The following is a 21,798-nucleotide window of genomic DNA, read 5'->3' on the forward strand; positions in this document are numbered from 1 at the left end:
CGGCTCATTTGCGCTCGTAGTGATCCGCCACCAGGCGATCCAGCAGCCGGACACCGTAGCCGCTTCCCCAGCTCTGGTTGATGTCGGTCTTGGGCGCGCCCATCGCGGTGCCGGCGATGTCGAGATGCGCCCAGGGCGTGCCGTCGACGAAGCGCTGCAGGAACTGCGCCGCCGTGATCGAGCCGCCGTGGCGGCCGCCGGTGTTCTTCATGTCCGCGAACTGGGAATCGATCAGCTTGTCGTATTCGGGGCCGAGCGGCAGGCGCCAGACCTTCTCGCCGCTTTCGATGCCGGCTGCGAGCAAGCGCTCGGCGAGTTCGTCGTTGTTCGAGAACATGCCGGCATGATCGGTGCCGAGCGCGACCACGATGGCGCCGGTCAGCGTCGCCAAATCCACCATGAATTTCGGCTTGGTCTTCTTGGCCACGTACCAGAGCACGTCGGCCAGCACGAGACGGCCTTCGGCGTCGGTGTTGATGATCTCGATGGTCTGGCCCGACATCGAGGTCACGATATCGCCCGGACGCTGCGCGTTGCCATCCGGCATGTTCTCGACGAGGCCGATCGCGCCGACCACGTTGACCTTGGCCTTGCGGGCCGCGAGTGCGTGCATCAGGCCGACCACGCAGGCCGCGCCGCCCATGTCACCCTTCATGTCCTCCATGCTGCCGGCCGGCTTGATCGAAATGCCGCCGGTGTCGAAGCAAACGCCCTTGCCGACGAAGGCGACCGGCGCATCGCCCTTCTTGCCGCCATCCCAGCGCATGATCACGGTGCGGCTCGGCCGCGCCGAGCCCTGGCCGACGCCAAGCAAGGCGCCCATGCCGAGCTTCTGCATTGCCTTGACGTCCAGCACCTCGATTCTCACGCCGAGCTTGCGCAGCTGACCCGCACGGCGCGCGAACTCCTCCGGATACAGCACGTTCGGCGGCTCATTGACGAGGTCGCGCGCGATGATGACGCCGTCGACGACCGCCCCGGCTGCGGCAAACGCTTTCTTCGCCGCGGCCGCATCGTCGACCGCAAGCATGACATCGGCGCGCAGGGCGCCCTCCTCGCCGTCCTTCTTCCTGGTCTTGTAGCGGTCGAACCTGTAGCCGCGCAGCCGCACGCCCGAGGCGATCGCAACCGCCTGCTCGGTGTTCATGGCGCCCTCGGGCAGTTCCGCCAGGATGCTCATGGATGCGGAACCCGCCTTGAGCTTGCCGGCCGCGACGCCGCCGAATTTGAGGAAGTCATTGCCCTTCAGGCCTGCAGCCTTCCCGGTCCCGATCACGATCAAACGCTCGGCCTTCAGACCTTCGGGAGCCAGGATGTCCAGGGCCGCGCCATTTTTACCTTTGAAGCCGGCGGCGGCCGCCGCCCGCTTGACGAGCTCGGCTGCCCCACCCAACGCTTTGGCTGTCGCCGGGCCGACCTTCAGAGCGTCGTCGCAAAACACGACCAGAATGCCACGGGCGGCGGTAGCGAACGGGACGAAGCCGACCTTGATGGCATCGGACATGGGTAAGTTCTCCAAAACATGGGGCTTTTTGCCAATCAGCCGATGCGACCGGGTGCCTGGGCTGAACGGCGATTCACTCGTCTTGCCCCACTATGGGCGAGAAGCACCGACAATGCCAAGCACCGCCCGTGGCCGGGACGCCACATCGAGGGAAATATTAACCATATGATGAGGGTGCCTTGGGTCAGCCATTTTGTTGACGGATCAAAGGGATGGTAGTGAGAGAGTGAGCCTCCGGATGAGGTGCTTGGCCGGCCTTGGGGATCCCCGTCCGGGGATTGGTCGGACAGCCCGGATTTCGGTGCGCGTTGGGGACTTGGTGGGATTCGTGCGGTAGCGCATGGGGTCGATTGACAGGTATATTTTCCGCACGACGCTAGCGTCGTTTGCGCTCGTCCTGGTCAGCCTCACCGGCGTGATCTGGATTACGCAGGCGTTGCGCGGCATCGATCTGATGACGAGCCAGGGCCAGACCATCCTGACCTTCCTCGGCATCACCAGCCTCGTCATCCCTGCGCTGGTGCTGATCATCTCGCCGATCGCGCTGATGATCGCGATCTCGCACACGCTGAACAAGCTCGCCACCGATTCCGAGATCATCGTGATGAATGCCGCCGGCTTCTCGCCGTTCCGGCTGTTCTATCCGTTCTTCTACGCGACCTGCGTGGTGGCGCTGCTGGTCGCCTTCATCGCCGCCTATCTCGCGCCCGACGGCATGCGGCGGATCAAGCAGTGGGACGCCGAGATCACCGCCGACGTGCTCACCAACATCCTGCAGCCCGGCCGCTTCGCCCAACTCGACAAGAACCTCACGATCCGGATCCGCGAGCGGCTGCCCGGCGGCCTGCTCGCCGGCATCTTCATCGACGACCGCCGCGATCCGAACGAGCGCGTCTCGATCGTCGCCGAGCACGGCGATGTCGTGAAGAACGAGAACGGAACGTTCCTGGTGCTGCGAGACGGCAATCTGCAGCGCTTCGAAGTCGGCAAGCGCGATCCTGCGCTGGTGACCTTCGCCAGCAACGCCTTCGACATGTCGAAGTTCGGCAACCAGGGCCATGACGTCACCCTCGGCATTCGCGAACGCTATCTGTGGGAGCTGTTCGCGCCGTCCGAGGAGGACCCCGTCTACAAGCAGATCCCCGGCCAGTTCCGCTCGGCCCTGCATGACAGCCTGCTGGCGCCGATCTATCCCTTCGCCTTCGCCGTGCTGACCTTCGCCTTCCTGGGCGCGCCGCGCACCACGCGCCAGAGCCGCAATTTCTCCATCGGCTCCTCGATCCTCGCCGTGTTCGGCCTGCGCATGGCGGGCTTTGCCTGCTCGGTGATGGCGGTCAAATCGTCGGGGCCGGTGCTGGTACAATACGCGATGGTGTTGGGCGCCATCGGCGTCGGGCTGTGGATGATCATCGGCGGCATCGTGGTCGAGCCGCCGCCCGGCCTGATGGAGGCCATCAACAAGTCGAACGCGCGAATCGCGCGGCTGTTCGGACGGCCGGCCACCGCATGAGCATGCTCACCAACACGCTGGGGCGCTATTTCGCCGGCCGCTTCGTGGTCGCCGCGCTCGGCGTGTTCGCGAGCATTTTCCTGTTGCTGGTGCTGGTCGACTACATCGAGATGGTGCGCAAGACCTCCGGGCTCGCATCCGCCTCCGCGATCATGGTGGCCGAGACGTCGCTGTTCCGCGTGCCGCAGCTGCTGGAGAAGCTGACGCCGTTCTGCATGCTGATCGGCGCCATGATCTGCTATCTCGACCTCTCTCGCCGGCTCGAGCTCGTGGTCGCACGAGCCGCCGGCATCTCGGCCTGGCAGATTGTCGCGCCGGCGCTCGGCGGCGCGCTCTTGATCGGCGCAATCGCCACGGTCGCCTACAATCCGATGTCGGCGAATCTGCGCGAGCTCTCCAAGCGCATGGAAGCCGAGCTGTTCGGCTCGGCGCCCGGTGGCGGCATCCAGGATGCCTCCGGCTTCTGGCTCAACCAGGTCACCAGCGACGGCCAGACCATCATCAACGCGGCGCGCAGCGAGCAGCAGGGCGTGCGGCTGACCGGCCTCACGCTGTTCCGGTTTGACACACAGCAGCATTTCAAGGAGAGGGTCGAGGCGCGCGAGGCGACGCTCGAAGCCGGTCATTGGCTGTTCAAGGGCGTGCGCCGCTACACGCTCGACCAGCCGCCGGTCGATCAGGCCAGCCTCGAGATTCCAACGACGCTGACCGAGGCGCAGGTCAGGAACAGCTTTTCCACACCCGAGACTGTGTCCTTTTGGCAACTACCGGGCTACATCAGCTCGTCCGAGAGTTCAGGGTTCGCGACAGCCGGATACCGACTCCAGTATCACAAGCTGCTGGCACAGCCGTTTTTGCTCGCCGCCATGGTGATGCTGGCGGCCTCTGTGTCGCTGCGCTTCTTCCGGATGGGCGGCGTACAGAAGATGGTTTTGAGTGGCGTGGGCGCAGGCTTTCTGCTCTACGTTTTGTCGAAAGTGACTGAAGACTTGAGCAAGGCTGAGTTGATGCATCCGATCGCTGCGGCGTGGTTGCCCGTGGTGGTGGGCGGCCTCACCGGCTTTTTGGCCTTGCTGTATCAGGAGGACGGTTAGTGACTGCCGTCCGCAGAGGACCCGCGTCTGGTTTGACGTTGCGCACCCCCGTGCGCGCGAACGGATGGGGTTTGTCTGTCCGCAGGCTCCTGCTCGCACTTGTCGCGACCGTGTCGCTGGCCGGCGTGATGGATCTGGCCGCGGTGCTGCCGGCTGCCGCCCAAAGCTTCACCTACAATCCGCTCCCGCCGCGTCCGAAGCCGCCGAAGGCCGCCAATGACGGCCAGATGCTCGTGCAGGCGACCGAGGTCGACTACGACTACAACAATTCGCGCGTCTCGGCGGTCGGCAACGTTCAGCTGTTCTACAACGGCACCAGCGTCGAGGCCGACCGGGTCATCTACGATCAGAAGACCAAGCGGCTGCATGCCGAGGGCAACATCCGCATGACGGATGCCGACGGCAAGATCACCTACGCCGAGATCCTCGATCTCTCCGACGACTACCGCGACGGCTTCGTCGATTCGCTGCGCGTGGACACCGCCGACCAGACCCGCATGGCCGCGACCCGCTCCGAGCGTTCGGACGGCAACTACACGGTGTTCGAGAACGGCGTCTACACGGCCTGCGCGCCGTGTAAGGACGATCCGAAGAAGCCGCCGCTCTGGCAGGTCAAGGGTGCCCGCATCATCCACGACCAGCAGGAGAAGATGCTGTATTTCGAGACGGCGCAGCTCGAATTCTTCGGCGTGCCGCTCGCCTACATGCCCTACTTCTCGACGCCCGACCCGACCGTGAAGCGCAAGACCGGCTTCCTGATGCCGGGCTTCACCTCCTACACGGCGTTCGGCTACGGCCTCGAAGTCCCGTTCTACTGGGCGATCGCGCCCGACATGGACGCGACCTTCAGCCCGCGCATCACCTCCAAGCAGGGCGTGCTGTTCCAGGCCGAATTCCGCCAGCGCCTGATGGACGGCGCCTACCAGGTTCGTCTCTATGGCATCGACCAGCTCAACCCCGGCAATTTCGCCGGCCAGCCGGGCGACCGTCAGTTCCGCGGCGGCGTCGAGACCAAGGGCCAATTTGCGCTGAACGACAAATGGGTCTGGGGCTGGGACGGCGTCCTGCTCTCCGACTATTATTTCATGTCGGACTACCGCTTGTCGGCCTATCGCGATCCGCTCGGCTCGTTCCTGAACCTGCCGACCGATGCGCTGTCGCAGCTCTATCTGACCGGCGTCGGCAACCGCAGCTTCTTCGACGCGCGCACGATGTACTGGCTGAGCTTCTCGGGTAACCAGCAGCAGGTCCCGGTCGTCTATCCCGTGATCGACTACTCGAACGTGCTCAACTATCCGATCTTCGGCGGCGAGGTTTCCTACAAGACCAACTTCGTCAATCTGACGCGCAACGACGCGGCGTTCGACCCGATCACGACGGCCGCCAACACCAACGGCCTGTGCACGACGACGTCGGCCGATCCGCTGGCGCGCACGCCGACGCAGTGCCTGCTGCGCGGCTTCCCCGGCACCTACACCCGCCTGACGGCGGAGGCGCAATGGCGCAAGTCCTTCACCGACCCGTTCGGCGAGATCTGGACGCCGTTCGCGATCCTGCGCGCCGACGCGATCAACTCCGACGTCTCCAACCAGCCGGGCGTGTCGAACTACCTGCCCGTCGGCAACACCCAGGCGTTCCGCCTGATGCCGACCGTCGGCCTCGAATACCGCTATCCGTTCATCAACGTTCAGCCCTGGGGCTCGACCACGATCGAGCCGATCGCGCAGGTCATCATTCGTCCGAACGAAACCTATGCCGGCAGGCTTCCGAACGAGGATGCGCAGAGCATGGTGTTCGACGCCTCGAACCTGTTCAGCGTCGACAAGTTCTCCGGCTATGACCGCGTCGAAGGCGGCGGACGCGCCAATGTCGGCGTGCAGTCGACCACGCAGTTCGACAGGGGCGGCGCCGTCAAGGTCCTGTTCGGCCAGTCCTACCAGCTGTTCGGCATGAACTCCTTCGCGGTGCAGGACTCCATCAACACCGGTATCAATTCCGGCCTCGACAAGCCGCGCTCGGACTACGTGGCCAGCGCCAGCTATTCGCCCAACAGCACCTACACGTTCAGCGTCCGCTCCCGCATGGACGAGCAGACCTGGAACATCCAGCGCTTCGAGGCCGAAGGCCGCGCCAATTTCAATCGCTGGTCGGTCAGCATGATGTACGGCAATTACGCGCCGCAACCGGAACTCGGCTATCTGACCCGCCGCGAAGGCATCCTGACGTCGGGCTCGCTCAAGGTGGCGACCAACTGGGTGGTGACGGGCTCGGCGCGCTGGGATCTCGAGGCCAACAAGATCAACCAATATGTGCTCGGCGCCGGCTATGTCGACGATTGCTTCGTGCTGGCGGCGAACTATGTAACTTCGTACAGCTATTCCGCCGGCACCACGCCGCCCGTGCTGAGCCATGCGTTCATGTTCCAGATCGGCTTGCGAACGCTGGCGACCTCGACGGGATCAAGCAGTTCCGCCGGCTTCCAGTGACCCCGTCCAAAGTGCCGGCCGCCTGTTCCCGATCGCAGGATTTTCTCGGCTGACATGCGAGCGACAACGATGACGACCTCTTTGCCTGCCTTCCGCGCCCTTCTCGTCCTCGGCACCGTGCTGGGCGTTGCGCTGACCCTCGCCGTCGCGCCGGCACGAGCACAGAACATCGTCGTCATGGTCAACGGCGATCCCATCACCGATTTCGACATCGAGCAGCGCACCAAGCTCGAGACGCTGACGACGCAGAAGACGCCGAACCGGCAGGACGTCATCAACACGCTGATCGACGACAAGATCAAGCTGAAGGAAGGCAAGAAATACGGCGTCGATCCCGGCGTTTCCGACGTCAACCAGTCGTACGACGGCATGGCGCAGCGCATGCGCATCACGCCCGAGATGCTGACCAAGTCGCTCGAGGTCAAGGGCGTGCGCCCCGAGACCCTCAAGAACCGCATGAAGTCCGAGATGGTCTGGACCAGCCTCGTGCGCGGCCGTTTCAAGGAGAAGCTGATTGTCGGCGAGAAGGACGTCGCCGACAAGGTGCGCGAAGGCGGCACCGAGAAGCTCCAGATCGAGGGCACCGAATACAAGATGCAGCCGATCGTGCTGATCGTGCCACGCGGCTCGTCTGCGGCTTTCCAGGAGACGCGGATGAAGGAAGCAGAGCAATATCGCGCGCGCGTCGCAAGCTGCGAGGAAGCCAAATCACTGTTCCTGTCGACGCCGAACGCCACCATCCGCGAGAGTGTCACCAAGACGACCTCGGACCTTCCGGAGGCGCTGCGCAAGGTGCTCGACGATACCCCGGTCGGTCATATGACTGCGCCCGAGGTGACCAAGTCGGGGATCGAGATGGTGGTGCTGTGCTCGCGCAAGCCGACCACGATCGACACGCCGAAAAAGCGCGAGATTCAACAGAAGATGTATGTGGAGAAGTACGAGAAGGTCCAGAAGGTCTATCTCGACGAGCTCCGCAAAGCGGCGATGATCGAATATCGCAACCGCTGATGGCCGCTCCCGCAAAGCCCCTCGCACTCACGCTCGGAGAGCCCGCCGGCATCGGCCCGGACATCGCCATCGCCGCCTGGCTCAGGCGCCGCGAGCTGGGCCTGCCCGCCTTCTATCTGCTTGGCGATGCTGCGCTCATCGCGCAACGCGCCAAAACGCTCGGGGCCGAAATCCGTATCGCTGCAGTGAGCCCGGGCGAGGCGGCTGCCGCCTTTGCCGAGGCCCTGCCGGTGGTTGCGACCGGCGAGCGTGCCACGGCCGGGCCCGGCAAGCCCGACGCGTCGAGCGCTCCGGCCGCGCTCGCCTCGATCCGCCAGGCGGTCGCAGACGTGCGAGCGGGCCGCGCCGGCGCCGTCGTCACCAACCCGATCGCCAAGAGCGTGCTCTACCGTGCCGGCTTCCGCCATCCCGGCCACACCGAATTCCTCGCCGAGCTCGCAGGCATCGACGGCCACGTGCCGCAGCCGGTGATGATGCTTTGGTCGCCGCGGCTTGCCGTGGTGCCGGTGACCATCCACGTATCCCTGCGCGATGCCCTGACCCAGCTCACGAGCGACCTCATCAGCTCGACCGTTCGCATCGTTGCGGCCGAGCTCAAATCCCGTTTCGGCATTGCGCGGCCGCGCATCGCAATATCGGGTCTCAATCCGCATGCCGGCGAGGACGGCTCGCTCGGTCATGAAGAGCAGACCGTGATCGCGCCGGCGATCAAGGGACTGCGCAACGACGGCATCGACGCCAGGGGACCGCTGCCCGCCGACACCATGTTCCACGAAGCCGCGCGCAACACCTATGACTGCGCGGTCTGCATGTATCACGACCAGGCGCTGATCCCGATCAAGACGGTCGCTTTCGACGATGCCGTCAACGTCACGCTCGGCCTGCCCTTCATCCGCACCTCGCCCGATCACGGCACCGCCTTTGATATCGCGGGGACCGGCAAGGCGAACCCCGCGAGCCTGATCGCGGCGCTCAAGCTTGCCAGCCGCATGGCGGCTGTAAACACCTGATGAGCGCGATCGACGACCTCCCGCCGCTTCGCGAGGTCATCCGCCAGCATGCATTGTCGGCCCGCAAATCGCTCGGTCAGAATTTTCTGCTCGACCTCAATCTCACCGCGCGCATCGCCCGCGCGGCCGCGCCGCTTGAAGATTCCACCATCGTCGAAATCGGCCCCGGCCCGGGCGGACTGACGCGCGCCCTGCTTGCCCTCGGTGCCAGGCGCGTCATCGCCATCGAGCATGACGAGCGGGCCGTTCCCGCCCTGCAGGATATTTCCGCGCGCTATCCCGACAGACTCGAGATCGTGCATGGCGATGCCATGACCTTCGACCCGCGCCCGCTGCTCGCCGGCGAGCGCGCGAAGATCGTCGCCAACCTGCCCTACAACATCGCGACCCAGCTTCTAATCAACTGGCTGACCATCGAGCGGTGGCCGCCCTGGTATGACATGATGGTGTTGATGTTCCAGCGCGAGGTCGGCGAGCGCATCGTTGCGCGCGAGGACGAGGAGGCCTATGGCCGTCTCGGCGTGCTCGCCAACTGGCGCTGCGAGACCAAGATCCTGTTCGACATTTCGCCGTCGGCCTTCGTGCCGCCGCCGAAGGTGACGTCATCGGTCGTGCGCCTGGTGCCACGGGCAGAGCCGCTTCCCTGCGATCGCAAGCTGCTCGAGCAGGTCGCGGCCGCGGCCTTCGGCCAGCGCCGGAAAATGCTGCGGCAGAGCTTGAAATCCCTGGGCGTCGATCCCGCGCGGCTTGCACAGGCCGCCGGCGTCGATGCGACGCGGCGCGCGGAGACCATTCCCATCTCCGGCTTTGTTGCCATGGCACGTGAATTGGCGGATATACGCAGCCAAGCGTGAGACTTTAAATTCCGGAGGAAAGAAAATGGCGTTGATGCGTCGACAGTCGCTGGTCAAATTCGATGCGCCCCTGTGCGAGACCATCGTCGACACACCCAAGCCGCAAGGCGCCGAGGTGCTGGTGCGCATCGAGCGCTGCGGCCTCTGCCATTCCGACCTGCACATCCAGGACGGCTATGCCGATCTCGGCGGCGGCAAGAAGCTGGACACGACGCGCGGCATGACGCTGCCCTTCACGCTCGGGCACGAGATCGCCGGCGTCGTCGAGGAAGTCGGCCCCGACGTGCCGGGCAGTCTCGTCGGTACGAAGAAGGCGGTGTTTCCCTGGATCGGCTGCGGCCAGTGCCGCGACTGCAAGAACGGCGACGAGAACCTGTGCGCCAGGCAGCGCTTCCTCGGCGTCTCCATCGACGGCGGCTTCGCCACCCACGTTCTGGTACCCGATGCGAAATATCTGCTCGATTACGATCCCCTGCCCGTCAACCAGGCCGCGACCCTGATGTGCTCCGGCGTCACCGCCTACGGCGCCCTCAAGCGCCTGGTCGACCGTCCGCGCCAGCGCAATCTGCTGCTGATCGGCCTCGGCGGCGTCGGCATGATGGGCCTGTCATTCGCCCAAGCCATGTTCAAGCAGCCCATCACGGTTGCCGATCTGTCGCCGGCCGCGCGCGAGAGCGCGCTGAAGAACGGCGCAGCCGTCGCCTACGATCCGTCGGAGCCCGACGTGATCAAGCGCATTCTGAAAGAGACCGATGGCGGCTTCGACGAGGTCGTCGACTTCGCCGGCAATGAGAAGTCGATGGCGTTTGCGGTGGCGGTGGCCGCGCGTGGCGGCAAGGTCGTTGTCTCCGGCTTGATGGGCGGCCAGTTCACGCTGCCTATGGTGCAATGGGTCTACAAACGCCTCACCGTCGAGGGCTTCATGGTCGGCACGCTCGCCGAAGCCCACGAGTTGATGACGCTCGCCCGCGCCGGCAAGATCAGGCCGACGCCGATGCGTGAAGAGCCGATGGGCGATGTCCAGAAATGGATCGACGAATTGCGCGCCGGCAAGGTCGTCGGCCGCATCGTGCTGAAGAACTGAGTTTCGGCCGGCGGCGTTATCAGTGTTTCACCGCCGGCGCTTTCTTCGGCGCAATTAACTCGGAATTGACGCAAGCCGTTGTTCCGCATAGGGGAACCCGTTGCCGTCGGACTATGGTCCCATGTCAACTTCCCTCTGCGGAATTCTGGAATGAACATGCAGACCCTTCGCCGCTTCCTGGCCGACGAAACCGGCGCGACTGCGATCGAATACGGTCTGATCGCCGCCGGCATCGCGCTCGCCATCATCGCCGTGGTCAACAATCTCGGCTCGACGTTGAAGCTGAAGTTCGGATCGATCAGCTCATCGCTGAAATAGCGCGCGTCGTCGCGCGAGGCACGGCGCGTTCGGAACGCGCTGCGCTGCGCCGCGTTGGCAGCCCATGTCCATTCGCTGCATCGTCGAGAGCGCATTCTTCATCGCCTGGAGCTTCCTCGAAAAGAGCGGCGAGCTCGGTCCGGCCGACGCGTCAGCGAACATCATTCTCGATGCGATCGAAGCGCAGCTCAAGACCGGTGAGCGTCGGCCGCTGATGCTGGCCAACAGAGCCATCGACGCGTACCGGAATGCGAACCGCCACCAGGTCGCGCGCGCGACCCGACCTGGCTCGGCACGCGATGCCATCGGACCGTCGGCCTGACGGCGTGATGTGGGTGAAGGCCGACGGACCGTCGGCAGAGTGTGCGCGGCACGCACCCGGCAGGCGTGACGCGGTAGTCCACCCGGGGGCACGCCCTGTGTTCACTCGTGAACAGAACGCTCGCTGTCGTTCGAAGGTCCGGTGTTCTCCGGATGAGAACAGAGTTCGAGGCGTTGCCGGCGTGCAACGCGGGATGCTCCACAGGCGCCAGGCGTCAACTATCTCGATTTCCCGTAAGCCCTTATGTGCACTTTGGAACCGTCGGTTCCTGCGCGGAAACGTAGGGTTCTCCCCGTTGCCGATTCCCGGCAGATAAGAGAACAAGTGTGACCGGCCGGCCCCAGAACGAGCTCCTTCAGAAGCTCAGCACCCATGATTACGAGCTGCTCGCCGCTCACTTTCAATCGATCGACCTCGCCGCAGGCCACATCCTGCATCATGCCGGCGACAGCATCAGCGTCGTCCACTTCCCCTGCGGTCAGGCCATCGCGTCGTTCGCTGTGGCGGTCGAAGACGATCGCGAGGTCGAAAGCCTGCTCGTCGGTCGGGAGGGCGCGGTCGGCCTTCCAGCCGGCGGCGGCCCGTCGCAGGCCTATGCGCGCATCGTGGTCAAAGTCGGCGGCACGGTACTGCGCCTGCCGGCGCGCGCGCTCAAGCAGGCGCAGCAGCGATCGACGAGCCTCCAGGATCTGTTCGCGCGCTATGCCGCCTGCCAGCTCGCGCAGCTGCTGCAGACCGCGGCCTGCAATGCCGCGCATTCGATCGAGCAGCGCACGGCGAAATGGATCATCGCGGCTCAGGAGCACATTGGCGGCGACGAGATCCCTCTCACCCACGAGCAGCTCGCCAGCATGCTCGGCGTCTCGCGCAGCTATGCCAGCCGCGTCATCCAGATGCTGAAGGCAAGAGGCATCCTGGCAACCCGGCGCGGCGCCCTCCTGGTCCTCGACGGACCGGCGCTTTCCGCCAGCGCCTGCGGCTGCAATGGCGCGTTGAAAAGGCATTTCGGCGAAGTGCTGAGCCGCCGGTGACGGCGCGGCCGATCCGCGGAACATATTCAGTTGGCCAGTGACGCGGCGCTTTCGGTAACGCACGCGATACATCGCAAAAGCCGGCCGGCACTCACCCGAACGGTCCCTTGAATTGGAACGCAGCGAACTCCCGGCGCGTTTGTCCATCGTTGAAGCAGATGAAGAGTCCGAGCCCAATGATGAAGACGGCGAACCGCGTCGGCTGACAGCATTGTGCCTGCGCAGGAGCCACGCACTTGGTTCATCTTGGCAAATGGTACGATCCGATATCCGAGCGCTGGATCGCACCGCGACAGACGCGCCCGGCGATCAGGTCCCCGGAGCCGAGCGCGAACCACGTTCTCGAGCTTCAGAAGACGATCGAAGTCCAACGCATCTGGCGCGCACTGGTCGATTGCTGCGCGCGCAGTTGATTCTCCAATGGGCGTCGCCCGGACAAACCTGCCGCGGGACCGCGAAGCCATGCCCCCCCTCCCGCCGCACACGGGGATACCGCCAACATGCCGCGCCGCTTTTCGACGATCCGCCGGGCTGGTAGATTGGCGCCATTGCTTTTGGGGAAATTTGATGCACGCGAGGATTTTCAGTCGCGTCCTCATGCTGGCAGCGCTGGTCGCCACCACGCTCACCGTCGCGAGCCGGCCGGCTCTCGCCGAAAAGCGGGTCGCGCTGGTCGTCGGCAACTCCGCCTACAGGAACATCACGCCGCTCGACAATCCCTCCAAGGACGCGACGCTGATGGCGGAGACGCTCGGCTCGCTCGGCTTCTCGCTGGTCGGCGGCCATGCCCAGCTCGATCTCGACAAGACTGCGATGGACATCGCCGTGCAGAGCTTCGGCCGGCAGGTGCAGGGCGCCGACGTCGCGCTGTTCTACTATGCCGGTCACGGCGTGCAGGTCGCCGGCTCCAACTATCTCGTGCCTGTTGGCGCCAATCCGACCCGCGAGGCTGACGTCGATTTCCAGATGACCGACGTCAATCTGGTGCTGCGGCAGATGCAGGGCTCCGGCACGCGGCTCAACCTCGTCATCCTCGATGCCTGCCGCAACAACCCCTTTGGCTCGCGCGGCCTGCGCTCTTCCGACGGAGGTCTCGCGCAGATGCGCGCACCGGAAGGCACGTTGATCTCCTACGCGACGCAGCCAGGCAACGTTGCGCAGGACGGCAGCGACGGACACAGCCCCTACACCAAGGCGCTCGCCACAACGGTGCGGACCGCCGGTCTCGACGTGTTCCAGACCTTCAACCAGGTCGGCCTTGCGGTGAAGCGCGCCACGTCAGGCGCGCAGCAGCCTTGGGTGTCGTCCTCGCCGATCGACGGCACCTTTTACTTCGTGCCGCCCACGCAAACCGCCCCGCCACAGGTCGCGGCGATGCAGCCGGATCTGTTGCCGTCGGAGCGCCTCCGCGCAGATCCCGATCGCGTTCCGCTGCGCGATGCCGCGCTGCTCAGCGAGTTGAACGAGCGGCTCTACGAACTCAATTTCGATCCCGACACGCCCGACGGGCTGACCCGCGCCATCACCAAACTGCAGCAGCGAATTTCCATGGCGCCGACCGGTGAAGCGACCGAAGGCCTGCTGCTGCGGATGCGCAAGATGGAAGACCTCAAGCCGTGGGGCTCGATCGTCTACGGGCCGGACAGCAACAAATGGGGCATCTCGTGGAACCACGCCTCGCGGCGCGCAGCGGTGGCGGACGCGCGCGGCAATTGCGCCGGCGCGAAATGTCCGATCGAGCTCTCCTTCTACGGCAAGAGCTGCGGCGCCTTCGCGATCTCGGACAAATCCTGGTCGCTGGTCCAGCGCGAGGGCGTGCAGCGCGCCAAGGACGCCGCGCTTGACGATTGCGGCAAGGCTGGCAAAGCTTGCCGCATTATTGGAGCCGTCTGTGCCGACGGCTCCGGGCGCTGATTTTTCACGATGATGGATTTCTGGCTCATGTCGCACACCGCAAGCCGCACATTTGGTCTCGCCACGCTCCTCCTCGCCCTCTCCGCTCCTTTAGCCTTCGCGCAATCCGGCAGCGCGGGCGGCTCGATCGGCAATGACGAAAAGTCACTGTCGGGCTCGCGCCAGGATAGTTCGCCAGGCCGGTCCGCCGAACCCGCGCCGTCGGCGCGCCGCAGCAAGCCGGCCGCTGGCGAACAGGGCTCGTCGCCGCGGCGCGGTGGTGGCGGCAGTGGCGGCGGCAGCTTCGATGGCGCCTGGGCCGTCACCAGCGTCGGCTGTGGTGGCACGTCCAACGGCGCTACCGTCGTGACCTCGGGCCGCGTGATCGGTGAAGGCGTCAGCGGGACGGTCAGCGCGAATGGCTCGGTCCACACTTTCGGCCAGGCCGGTAACGGCATCACCTATACCGGCGCCGGCCGCCTGTCCGGACGCAGCGGGTCCGGCACCTTCCGCCGCTCCGACGGCTGCTCGGGGACCTGGACCGCGAGCAAGCAATAGCGCCTGCAAAAAGCCTGAATTCACGGCGGAACGCACGCCGCGCGGGCCCGATTCAAGCCACATCCTCTCCGGATTTGCGGCTCATTGCCACCTAACTCTTTGTTGAGAAAGGCAAGGTAACGAGTTGCGTCATGCGTAATCGGGAGACCAGGATGGGCAACCGCACCGCAAAGTTCATATCCGCGTTGATCGGCAGCATCATTGCCGGTGCCCCCTTGGCCGCGGTCTCGCAGAACGCGCCGAGTGCACCCAGCGCTGCAAGCACGGCGAATGCCGCGAGCGACTGTCTCGCTTCGCCGAAGGGCACGGCCCCGCAGGGCCAGCACTGGTTCTACCGGTTGGAGCGGACGACCAAGCGGCAATGCTGGTACCTGCGCGCCGAAGGCGGCAAGGCCACGCAGAGCGCGCAGCAGGCGAGCGTCGACACAACGCCGAATGCAGCTTCAACCGCACCGCAATCCGTACAGAACGCGCGTGCTGAATACGTCGCCCCGCAGAGCAGCTCGACAGCGGGCGCAGCTGCGACGCAGCAGGCGCCTGATGCCACCGCGGACGGCAAGGCACAACAGCCCGCTGTCGCCACGCGCTGGCCCGACGCCACCGCCGCGGCCGCCGCACCCGCACCGCAGCCATCACCTGCAGCAACGACCACGCCTGCAACCGCCTCCGCGCAGCCAGCCGCATCCCCTGCCCCGGTGGCGCCGGCTGCGCCCGACCTTCCCGCCGACAAGCCGACCGGCTCGCTCCAGACATTGCTGCTCGTCATCGGCGGCGCACTGGCGCTGGCCGGCCTCCTGGCCAGCGTGATCTACCGCTTCGCGGGCTCGCGCGTGCGCATCCAGACGGCTGATCGCCGCCCGAACTGGGACCACCGGCAGGATCGCGATGACAACCGTGCGCCGTGGCTCGATGCAGCACCTGCGCCGCGCGCAGAACCGCCGCGTCCGGTCGACTTCGACGCCATGCGTCCGCAAGCCTCGCAGATCTCGCAGGTCTCGCAGGTCTCGCAGGTCGCAGCATTCACCGACGAGATCCGCAGGATCGCCACGCAAGCGCCTGCCGCTCGTATCGCGGCGGTTGAACCTGACGAAACGCAGACCGACTTGTTCGCGGATGAATTCGAGGAGGATGGATTCGAGGTTCTGGCGCCTGCGCCCCAGCTCGCGGCCGACGACATCCATCACGAAGAGCCGATCGATCGCGATGACGAGACACGCGACGACGAGGCTCGCGACGAGGACGTCGTCGACATCGACATCATCACGGCGATGCTGGAGCGGCTGGCGACGGAAGGGCCGCGGCTGTCGCAGCCTAGCCTTGAAGCTGACCTTGCAGAGCTCGCACGAAGCTCACGAGGCCAATCCGCCGCTCGCGCTTGAGGCGTTCGGCCTTCAGGATCGACTGCACCTCGGCGAATGCGTCATCAATATTGTGGTTGATGACGATGTAGTCGTACTCGGCCCAGTGGCTCATCTCGTGGCTGGCGCGGCTCATCCGCTTGCGGATCACCTCGTCGGAATCCTGTGCCCGCGAATGCAGCCGCTTCTCGAGATCGGCCGCCGACGGCGGCAGGATAAAGACGCGGACCACGTCGGCGCTCGCCTTCTGGTGCAGTTGCTGGGTGCCCTGCCAGTCGATGTCGAACAGCACGTCCTGCCCGGCCGACAGCGCGGCCTCGACGGGCGCGCGCGGCGTGCCGTAGAGATTGTCGAACACGGTGGCCCATTCGAGCAATTCGCCCTGTTCCACCATCGCCTGGAACTCGGCCTTGCCGACGAAGAAATAATCGCGCCCCTCGACCTCTCCTGGCCGCATCTGACGCGTGGTCGCGGACACCGACATTTTCAGGCCGGGCTCCCGCTCGAGCAACAAACGCGACAGCGTCGTCTTGCCCGCGCCCGATGGCGAGGACAGCACGAACATCAATCCGCGCCGCTCGACACCGTCAGTTCCGGGACCGCCTGCCGTCATCGATCACTCCAGATTCTGGACCTGTTCGCGGAATTGCTCGACCACGTTCTTCATGGCAAGCCCCGTATTGGTCAGCTCGATATCGTTCGACTTCGAGCAGCAGGTGTTGACCTCGCGGTGAAACTCCTGCGCCAGGAAATCGAGCTTGCGGCCGATCGGACCGCCCTTGCCGATCAGCTCGCGCGCCTGCGCGATATGTGAGGCAATGCGGTCGAGCTCCTCGCGGATGTCGGCCCGGGTGGCGATCAGGATGGCTTCCTGCATCAGGCGCTCGGAATCGAAACGATCGGAGGTGTCGAGCAGGGCCGCGATCTGCTCGGCGAGCCTGGCCTTGATGGCATCAGGCTTGCGGCCCGGCGCGGCTTCCGCCTTCTTCGCGAGCTGCTCGACCTCGTCGATCCGCTGGGTCAGGATCTGGCCGAGCGAGATGCCCTCGCGCCTGCGCATCGCCACGAGTTCGTCGAGCGCCTTGTCGAAGGCTTCAGCCGCAGCAGCGCGCGCCGCCTTGTCCTCCTCCTCGTCGCCCTCGGGCTCGGCGACCTCAATGACACCCTTGATCGCCAAAAGCCCGTCGACGCTCGGCGCGACCGCATCGACCTTGCCGGCGATGACGGAGGCCGCCTTCAGCACGGCGTTGAGCACGTCCTCATTGACGCGCACACTGGCGGCCGCATTGGCGCGCTTGACGTTGAGATTGGCGTAGACCGTGCCGCGCGAGAGCACTTCGCCCGCGCGCTTCTTGGCGTGGGCCTCGAGCTCGTCGAATCCCTGCGGAAGGCGGACCCTGAGGTCAAAGCCCTTGGCGTTGACCGACTTCAACTCCCATTCGAACGTGTACGGCCCGCTTGCGCCGTGGCTTCGGGCAAAGCCGGTCATGGACGACAGCGCCATCAGGTCAAATTCTCCGACATCTTGGGATTCGCAAGGCCATCAGGCCACGCGAATCTTAAGACTATTTTGCAGGAAAGTGGAATCCGCAAAGTCCCGTAGCAGGTCTGCGCGGGACTGGCGCTGGACAGACTTAGCGCTGGACCACCGGCGGCGACGGCTGGACCGCGCCCTGGCGGGCAGGTGCGGCCGGGTTGGCGGGCCGCGCCGGCGGCTTCTTCTGCTGGTTCGGCTTGGGCGGCGTGGTCGCGGTCGGTGCCGTATCTGCGGCTGCGGGCGCGGCGGCCGCCGGCGCCTGCGGCTCGTCTGCCGGCTCGACCGTGTCGTTCTGAATCTGCTTCTCCATCGCGCGCAGCTTGGCGACGTTCTTCTGGTGCGCGTCATAGGTCTCGGTGAAGGCATGCCCGCCGGTGCCGTCAGCGACGAAGAAGAGGTCGCGGGTGCGGGCCGGATTGGCGGCGGCCTCCAGCGAGGCCCGGCCGGGGTTGGCGATCGGGCCGGGCGGCAGGCCCTCGATCACATAGGTGTTGTAGGGCGAGGGCTGCGTGATCTCGCTGCGCTTGATCGGGCGTCCCAGCGTGCCCTTGCCGCCGACGAGGCCGTAGATGATGGTCGGGTCGGACTGCAGCTTGATCTTCTGCTTGAGGCGATTGACGAACACGGCGGCCACGCGGCTGCGCTCGTCCGGCTTGCCGGTCTCCTTCTCGACGATCGAGGCGAGCGTCACCAGCTGCTCGGGAGTCTTGACCGGCAGGTCCTGGCTGCGGCGCTCCCAGATCTCGGCGAGCACGCGCTTGTGCGCCTGCTGCATGCGCTGGATCACCTGGTCGCGCGGGGTCCCGCGCGGGAACTTGTAGGTCTCGGGCAGCAGCGTGCCTTCACGCGGCAATTCGTGCACGCTGCCCGTGAAGATGTCGTTGTCGGTGAGCCGCGCCACGATCTGCTCGGAGGTCAGGCCTTCGGGAATCGTGACGGCATGCTGCACCACCTTGCCCTCGACGATGGTGGCGATGACGTCGCGCAAGGAGGCGTTCTTCTGGAACGAATATTCACCGGGCTTCAGGTCGGAACTCGCCTTCAGCGCAGCCACGGCGCCGATGAACACCCATGGATTGACGTCGGTCACGCCCTCCCGGTTCAGCGTCTCGGCGATGTCGCGCTTGCCTGCGCGCTGCGGGATGTTGACGATCTTGTCGTCCTTCAGCGGCCCAGGCGATTCGAGCACCTGCCGGCCGTAATAATAGGCCGCGCCGGCACCGATCAGGCTGATCAGGAGCAATGTGATGATGGCATTGCCGACGACGACAAAGGGATTGCGCGCCCGCTCCGAACGCTTCGGCGGCGGCGGGACCTGCTCGGGCTCGAGCGCTGCCCGCGGGCTCCGGGGCGAAATGGGCGGCCTTTCACTCATCGAAGCAACCTGAATCCTGCCGGTTCAATCGCAGCCTGACAATCGCTTGCCGAGCCAAATGCACGCGCCCACAGACATGACTATCGCCGAATACGGCAAAACGGTGGATTCGTCGCAAACACAAACTATTGGACCAGCCGCCGGAAGATCACCGACGCGTTGGTACCGCCGAAACCAAAAGAATTCGACAACGCGACGTTCACGTCACGCTTCTTCGCCTTATGCGGCACGAGATCGATCGCGGTCTCGACCGACGGATTGTCCAGATTGATTGTCGGCGGGACGATGTTATCGCGAATCGCCAGGATCGCGAAGATCGCCTCGATCGCGCCGGCCGCACCGAGCAGATGGCCGGTCGACGATTTGGTCGACGACATCGCAACCTTGGACGCGGCATTGCCGAGCAGGCGCTCGACCGCGCCGAGCTCGATCTCGTCGCCAAGCGGCGTCGAGGTGCCGTGGGCGTTGATGTAGTCGAGATCGGATGCGGTGAGGCCGGCGCGCTTGAGCGCGGCCGCCATGCTGCGGAAGCCGCCATCGCCATCGGGCGACGGCGACGTGATGTGATAGGCATCGCCCGACAGACCGTAGCCGATCACCTCGGCATAGATCTTGGCGCCGCGGCGCCGGGCGTGCTCGAGCTCTTCCAGCACGAGAACGCCGGCGCCCTCGCCCATGACGAAGCCGTCGCGGTCCTTGTCATAGGGACGCGAGGCCTTCTCGGGCGTCTCATTGAATCCGGTCGAGAGCGCGCGCGCGGCGTTGAAGCCGGCAATGCCGATGCGGCTGATCGGCGACTCCGCGCCGCCAGCGACCATCACGTCGGCATCGCCGAGCGCGATCAGGCGGGCAGCATCGCCAACGGCATGGGCCCCGGTCGAGCAGGCCGTGACCACCGAATGGTTCGGTCCCTTCAGCCCGTGCTTGATCGACACATAGCCGGAGGCGAGGTTGATCAGGCGACCCGGAATGAAGAACGGCGATACCTTGCGAGGTCCGCGCTCCTTCAGCAGGATCGCGGTGTCGGCAATGCCGTTGAGGCCGCCGATGCCCGAGCCGATCATGGTACCGGTCGCGCATTTGTCTTCTTCGGTCTCGGGATGCCAGTTCGCGTCGTCGAGCGCCTGACCGGCTGCGGCCATGCCGAAGATGATGAAGTCGTCGACCTTGCGCTGGTCCTTCGGCTCCATCCACTTGTCGGGATTGAAACTGTCGTTGCTGCCGTCGCCACGCACGACGGTACAGGCGATCTTGGTCTGCAGATCGGAGACATCGAAGCTCTCGATCCGGCGCGCACCACTTTCGCCGTCGAGGATGCGTTTCCAGGTCGGCTCGACGCCGCAGCCGAGCGGCGACACCATGCCGAGACCAGTAACGACAACCCGCCTCATATCTGAAAACTCCGCATCGAAAGTCTCACGGCCAATAACAAGAAACCGGCTGACCACTGGGAAGCGGCCCGTCCGGTTTCAATGTTGTCCCCGCGAAAATGAAGAGCCTTAGCTCTTCGCGTTCTTCTCGAGAAACTTCGTGGCGTCGCCGACGGTCAGAATCGTCTCCGCGGCATCATCCGGAATTTCGCAGCCGAATTCTTCCTCGAACGCCATCACCAGCTCGACGGTGTCCAGACTGTCGGCGCCGAGGTCGTCGATGAAGCTCGCTGCGTCGACAACCTTCTCGGGTTCAACACCAAGGTGTTCGACCACGATCTTCTTAACCCGCTCGCCAATCTCACTCATTGCATAACCTCGTGTTGTTCCCTGTAGACCCGACCCCCCGGGACGATACGAGCCGTCGTGGTCGTTGACTGCCTTCGCTTACGAACTTTGATGTGGTCCCACCCTATCAGATGCAGGACCGGGCGAACGACGGCCAAGGCTCCGCATCGCCAATATACAGGGTTTCAAAAACCTGCAATGGCGTTCTTTGCCCATCCGTTGAAGGTCCGGTTAACATACTTCAAGTGCCTTGACTACACGCCTCAATTCGCTCCGGAAACGACCGTTTGCCGCAACCTGCCCGCCGATGTGGGCGGGGCGGAACGGCGCGTCAGATCATGGCCATGCCGCCGTTGACGTGGATGGTTTGGCCGGTGACGTAGGCCGCTTCGTTCGAACTCAGGTAAACGGCCGCTGCGGCGATGTCCTCGGGCGTACCCAGGCGGGCTGCCGGAACCTTGGCCAGAATCGTCTCGCGCTGCTTGTCGTTGAGCGCATCGGTCATCGGCGTCTTGATGAAGCCGGGCGCGATGCAATTGGCGGTGACGCCGCGCTTGGCGTATTCGGCGCCCAGCGTCTTGATCATGCCGATCAGGCCGGCCTTCGACGCGGTGTAATTGCCCTGCCCGGGATTGCCCGTCACGCCGACGATCGACGTGATCGCAATGATACGGCCGAAGCGCTTGCGCATCATCAATTTGGTGGCGGCACGCGCCAGGCGGAAAGTGGCGGTCAGGTTGACGTTGATGACCTCGTCCCAATCCTCGTCGCGAAGCTGAACGAACAGATTGTCCCGCGTGATGCCGGCATTGGCGATGAGAATGTCGACCTGGCCCATCGCAGCTTCCGCAGCCGGCACGAGCGCCTCGACCTCGTCGGCCTTGGAGAGATTGCAGGGCAGCACATGGGTGCGCTCGCCGAGCTTGCCGGCCAGCTCATCCAGCACCTCCTTGCGCGTTCCCGAGATCGCAACGGTTGCGCCCTGAGCGTGCAGCGCCTGCGCGATCGCGCCGCCGATACCGCCGGTCGCGCCGGTGACGAGCGCCTTTTTGCCAGTCAGATCGAACATTGAAAAACTCCCCAAAAGCACGATCCGGAAAAGTGTTTAGCGGTTTTCCGGAAAGATCGTGCGCAA

The 21,798-nt window shown here is 65.0% G+C and carries 20 protein-coding genes; 13 read left to right on the forward strand and 7 right to left on the reverse strand.

Translation table 11 applies throughout. The features are described from left to right. Window positions 1–4 precede the first annotated feature (4 nt). Window positions 5–1,504, reverse strand: a complete 1,500-nt coding sequence (locus JQ621_RS04490) for a leucyl aminopeptidase (protein WP_212233185.1) — start codon at window positions 1,502–1,504, stop codon at window positions 5–7. A gap of 340 nt (window positions 1,505–1,844) precedes the next feature. Here JQ621_RS04490 and lptF point away from each other — a divergent pair, with 340 nt between their 5' ends. From lptF to JQ621_RS04555, 13 genes are all read left to right on the forward strand, one after another. Continuing rightward, window positions 1,845–3,014: an LPS export ABC transporter permease LptF gene (gene lptF, locus JQ621_RS04495; RefSeq protein ID WP_212233186.1), complete on the forward strand. Its 1,170-nt coding sequence runs from the start codon at window positions 1,845–1,847 to the stop codon at window positions 3,012–3,014. Further along, window positions 3,011–4,108, forward strand: coding sequence for an LPS export ABC transporter permease LptG (lptG, locus tag JQ621_RS04500; RefSeq protein ID WP_212233187.1), 1,098 nt, complete (start codon window positions 3,011–3,013; stop codon window positions 4,106–4,108). The genes lptF and lptG overlap by 4 nt, the downstream gene beginning before the upstream one ends. Further along, window positions 4,108–6,594, forward strand: a complete 2,487-nt coding sequence (locus JQ621_RS04505; RefSeq protein WP_212233188.1) for an LPS-assembly protein LptD — start codon at window positions 4,108–4,110, stop codon at window positions 6,592–6,594. Before lptG ends, JQ621_RS04505 begins: the two co-directional genes overlap by 1 nt. Window positions 6,595–6,663: 69 nt before the next feature. After that, window positions 6,664–7,605, forward strand: coding sequence for a SurA N-terminal domain-containing protein (locus tag JQ621_RS04510; RefSeq protein WP_212233189.1), 942 nt, complete (start codon window positions 6,664–6,666; stop codon window positions 7,603–7,605). After that, on the forward strand, window positions 7,605–8,615 hold the full coding sequence (gene pdxA, locus JQ621_RS04515) for a 4-hydroxythreonine-4-phosphate dehydrogenase PdxA (protein WP_212233190.1): 1,011 nt from the start codon (window positions 7,605–7,607) through the stop codon (window positions 8,613–8,615). Before JQ621_RS04510 ends, pdxA begins: the two co-directional genes overlap by 1 nt. After that, the gene (rsmA, locus tag JQ621_RS04520) at window positions 8,615–9,469 is read left to right on the forward strand and encodes a 16S rRNA (adenine(1518)-N(6)/adenine(1519)-N(6))-dimethyltransferase RsmA (RefSeq protein WP_212233191.1); all 855 of its coding nucleotides are present in this window, start codon (window positions 8,615–8,617) and stop codon (window positions 9,467–9,469) included. The genes pdxA and rsmA overlap by 1 nt, the downstream gene beginning before the upstream one ends. 25 nt (window positions 9,470–9,494) lie before the next feature. Then, complete coding sequence (locus JQ621_RS04525) at window positions 9,495–10,553, forward strand: alcohol dehydrogenase (protein WP_212233192.1); 1,059 nt, start codon at window positions 9,495–9,497, stop codon at window positions 10,551–10,553. Between the two features lie 156 nt (window positions 10,554–10,709). Continuing rightward, on the forward strand, window positions 10,710–10,871 hold the full coding sequence (locus tag JQ621_RS04530; protein WP_212233800.1) for a Flp family type IVb pilin: 162 nt from the start codon (window positions 10,710–10,712) through the stop codon (window positions 10,869–10,871). A gap of 64 nt (window positions 10,872–10,935) precedes the next feature. Further along, window positions 10,936–11,193, forward strand: a complete 258-nt coding sequence (locus JQ621_RS04535) for a hypothetical protein (protein ID WP_212233193.1) — start codon at window positions 10,936–10,938, stop codon at window positions 11,191–11,193. 326 nt (window positions 11,194–11,519) lie between these two features. Further along, a complete protein-coding gene (locus JQ621_RS04540) occupies window positions 11,520–12,224 on the forward strand; it encodes a Crp/Fnr family transcriptional regulator (RefSeq protein WP_212233194.1) in 705 nt (234 codons plus the stop codon). Between the two features lie 567 nt (window positions 12,225–12,791). Further along, window positions 12,792–14,138 carry a caspase family protein gene (locus tag JQ621_RS04545; RefSeq protein ID WP_212233195.1) on the forward strand — a complete coding sequence of 449 codons (1,347 nt, stop codon included), beginning with the start codon at window positions 12,792–12,794 and terminating at the stop codon, window positions 14,136–14,138. A 27-nt stretch (window positions 14,139–14,165) separates the two neighbouring features. Further along, window positions 14,166–14,675, forward strand: a complete 510-nt coding sequence (locus JQ621_RS04550) for a hypothetical protein (protein ID WP_212233196.1) — start codon at window positions 14,166–14,168, stop codon at window positions 14,673–14,675. Window positions 14,676–14,806: 131 nt separating this feature from the next. Further along, window positions 14,807–16,054: a hypothetical protein gene (locus JQ621_RS04555; RefSeq protein ID WP_249124660.1), complete on the forward strand. Its 1,248-nt coding sequence runs from the start codon at window positions 14,807–14,809 to the stop codon at window positions 16,052–16,054. Here JQ621_RS04555 and gmk read toward each other — a convergent pair. From gmk to fabG, 6 genes are all read right to left on the reverse strand, one after another. Next, a complete protein-coding gene (gene gmk, locus JQ621_RS04560) occupies window positions 15,987–16,646 on the reverse strand; it encodes a guanylate kinase (protein ID WP_212233197.1) in 660 nt (219 codons plus the stop codon). The two genes, JQ621_RS04555 and gmk, sit on opposite strands and share 68 nt — an antisense overlap. 3 nt (window positions 16,647–16,649) lie before the next feature. Continuing rightward, window positions 16,650–17,537, reverse strand: coding sequence for a YicC/YloC family endoribonuclease (locus JQ621_RS04565; protein ID WP_212233198.1), 888 nt, complete (start codon window positions 17,535–17,537; stop codon window positions 16,650–16,652). Between the two features lie 130 nt (window positions 17,538–17,667). Next, window positions 17,668–18,945, reverse strand: coding sequence for an endolytic transglycosylase MltG (gene mltG, locus JQ621_RS04570; protein ID WP_212233199.1), 1,278 nt, complete (start codon window positions 18,943–18,945; stop codon window positions 17,668–17,670). 125 nt (window positions 18,946–19,070) lie between these two features. Continuing rightward, a complete protein-coding gene (gene fabF, locus JQ621_RS04575) occupies window positions 19,071–20,336 on the reverse strand; it encodes a beta-ketoacyl-ACP synthase II (protein ID WP_212233200.1) in 1,266 nt (421 codons plus the stop codon). A 108-nt stretch (window positions 20,337–20,444) separates the two neighbouring features. Next, window positions 20,445–20,684, reverse strand: coding sequence for an acyl carrier protein (locus tag JQ621_RS04580; RefSeq protein WP_006020277.1), 240 nt, complete (start codon window positions 20,682–20,684; stop codon window positions 20,445–20,447). A gap of 310 nt (window positions 20,685–20,994) precedes the next feature. Beyond that, entirely contained in the window at window positions 20,995–21,732 is a 738-nt protein-coding gene (fabG, locus tag JQ621_RS04585; RefSeq protein ID WP_057757979.1) for a 3-oxoacyl-[acyl-carrier-protein] reductase, read from the reverse strand. Window positions 21,733–21,798 lie beyond the last annotated feature (66 nt).

It is taken from the genome of Bradyrhizobium manausense, from assembly GCF_018129685.1.
Lineage (GTDB): Bacteria > Pseudomonadota > Alphaproteobacteria > Rhizobiales > Xanthobacteraceae > Bradyrhizobium > Bradyrhizobium manausense_D.

What these genes read in the sequence shown, in the direction of transcription:
- lptF (WP_212233186.1), top strand. Translation starts at nt 1,845, where the DNA reads ATGGGGTCGATTGACAGGTATATTTTCCGCACGACGCTAGCGTCGTTT.
- lptG (WP_212233187.1), top strand. Translation starts at nt 3,011, where the DNA reads ATGAGCATGCTCACCAACACGCTGGGGCGCTATTTCGCCGGCCGCTTC.
- pdxA (WP_212233190.1), top strand. Translation starts at nt 7,605, where the DNA reads ATGGCCGCTCCCGCAAAGCCCCTCGCACTCACGCTCGGAGAGCCCGCC.
- JQ621_RS04550 (WP_212233196.1), top strand. Translation starts at nt 14,166, where the DNA reads ATGTCGCACACCGCAAGCCGCACATTTGGTCTCGCCACGCTCCTCCTC.
- JQ621_RS04555 (WP_249124660.1), top strand. Translation starts at nt 14,807, where the DNA reads ATGCGTAATCGGGAGACCAGGATGGGCAACCGCACCGCAAAGTTCATA.
- JQ621_RS04490 (WP_212233185.1), bottom strand. Translation starts at nt 1,504, where the DNA reads ATGTCCGATGCCATCAAGGTCGGCTTCGTCCCGTTCGCTACCGCCGCC.
- JQ621_RS04545 (WP_212233195.1), top strand. Translation starts at nt 12,792, where the DNA reads ATGCACGCGAGGATTTTCAGTCGCGTCCTCATGCTGGCAGCGCTGGTC.
- JQ621_RS04535 (WP_212233193.1), top strand. Translation starts at nt 10,936, where the DNA reads ATGTCCATTCGCTGCATCGTCGAGAGCGCATTCTTCATCGCCTGGAGC.
- gmk (WP_212233197.1), bottom strand. Translation starts at nt 16,646, where the DNA reads ATGACGGCAGGCGGTCCCGGAACTGACGGTGTCGAGCGGCGCGGATTG.
- JQ621_RS04565 (WP_212233198.1), bottom strand. Translation starts at nt 17,537, where the DNA reads ATGGCGCTGTCGTCCATGACCGGCTTTGCCCGAAGCCACGGCGCAAGC.
- JQ621_RS04525 (WP_212233192.1), top strand. Translation starts at nt 9,495, where the DNA reads ATGGCGTTGATGCGTCGACAGTCGCTGGTCAAATTCGATGCGCCCCTG.
- fabG (WP_057757979.1), bottom strand. Translation starts at nt 21,732, where the DNA reads ATGTTCGATCTGACTGGCAAAAAGGCGCTCGTCACCGGCGCGACCGGC.
- rsmA (WP_212233191.1), top strand. Translation starts at nt 8,615, where the DNA reads ATGAGCGCGATCGACGACCTCCCGCCGCTTCGCGAGGTCATCCGCCAG.
- JQ621_RS04580 (WP_006020277.1), bottom strand. Translation starts at nt 20,684, where the DNA reads ATGAGTGAGATTGGCGAGCGGGTTAAGAAGATCGTGGTCGAACACCTT.
- mltG (WP_212233199.1), bottom strand. Translation starts at nt 18,945, where the DNA reads ATGAGTGAAAGGCCGCCCATTTCGCCCCGGAGCCCGCGGGCAGCGCTC.
- JQ621_RS04530 (WP_212233800.1), top strand. Translation starts at nt 10,710, where the DNA reads ATGCAGACCCTTCGCCGCTTCCTGGCCGACGAAACCGGCGCGACTGCG.
- fabF (WP_212233200.1), bottom strand. Translation starts at nt 20,336, where the DNA reads ATGAGGCGGGTTGTCGTTACTGGTCTCGGCATGGTGTCGCCGCTCGGC.
- JQ621_RS04510 (WP_212233189.1), top strand. Translation starts at nt 6,664, where the DNA reads ATGACGACCTCTTTGCCTGCCTTCCGCGCCCTTCTCGTCCTCGGCACC.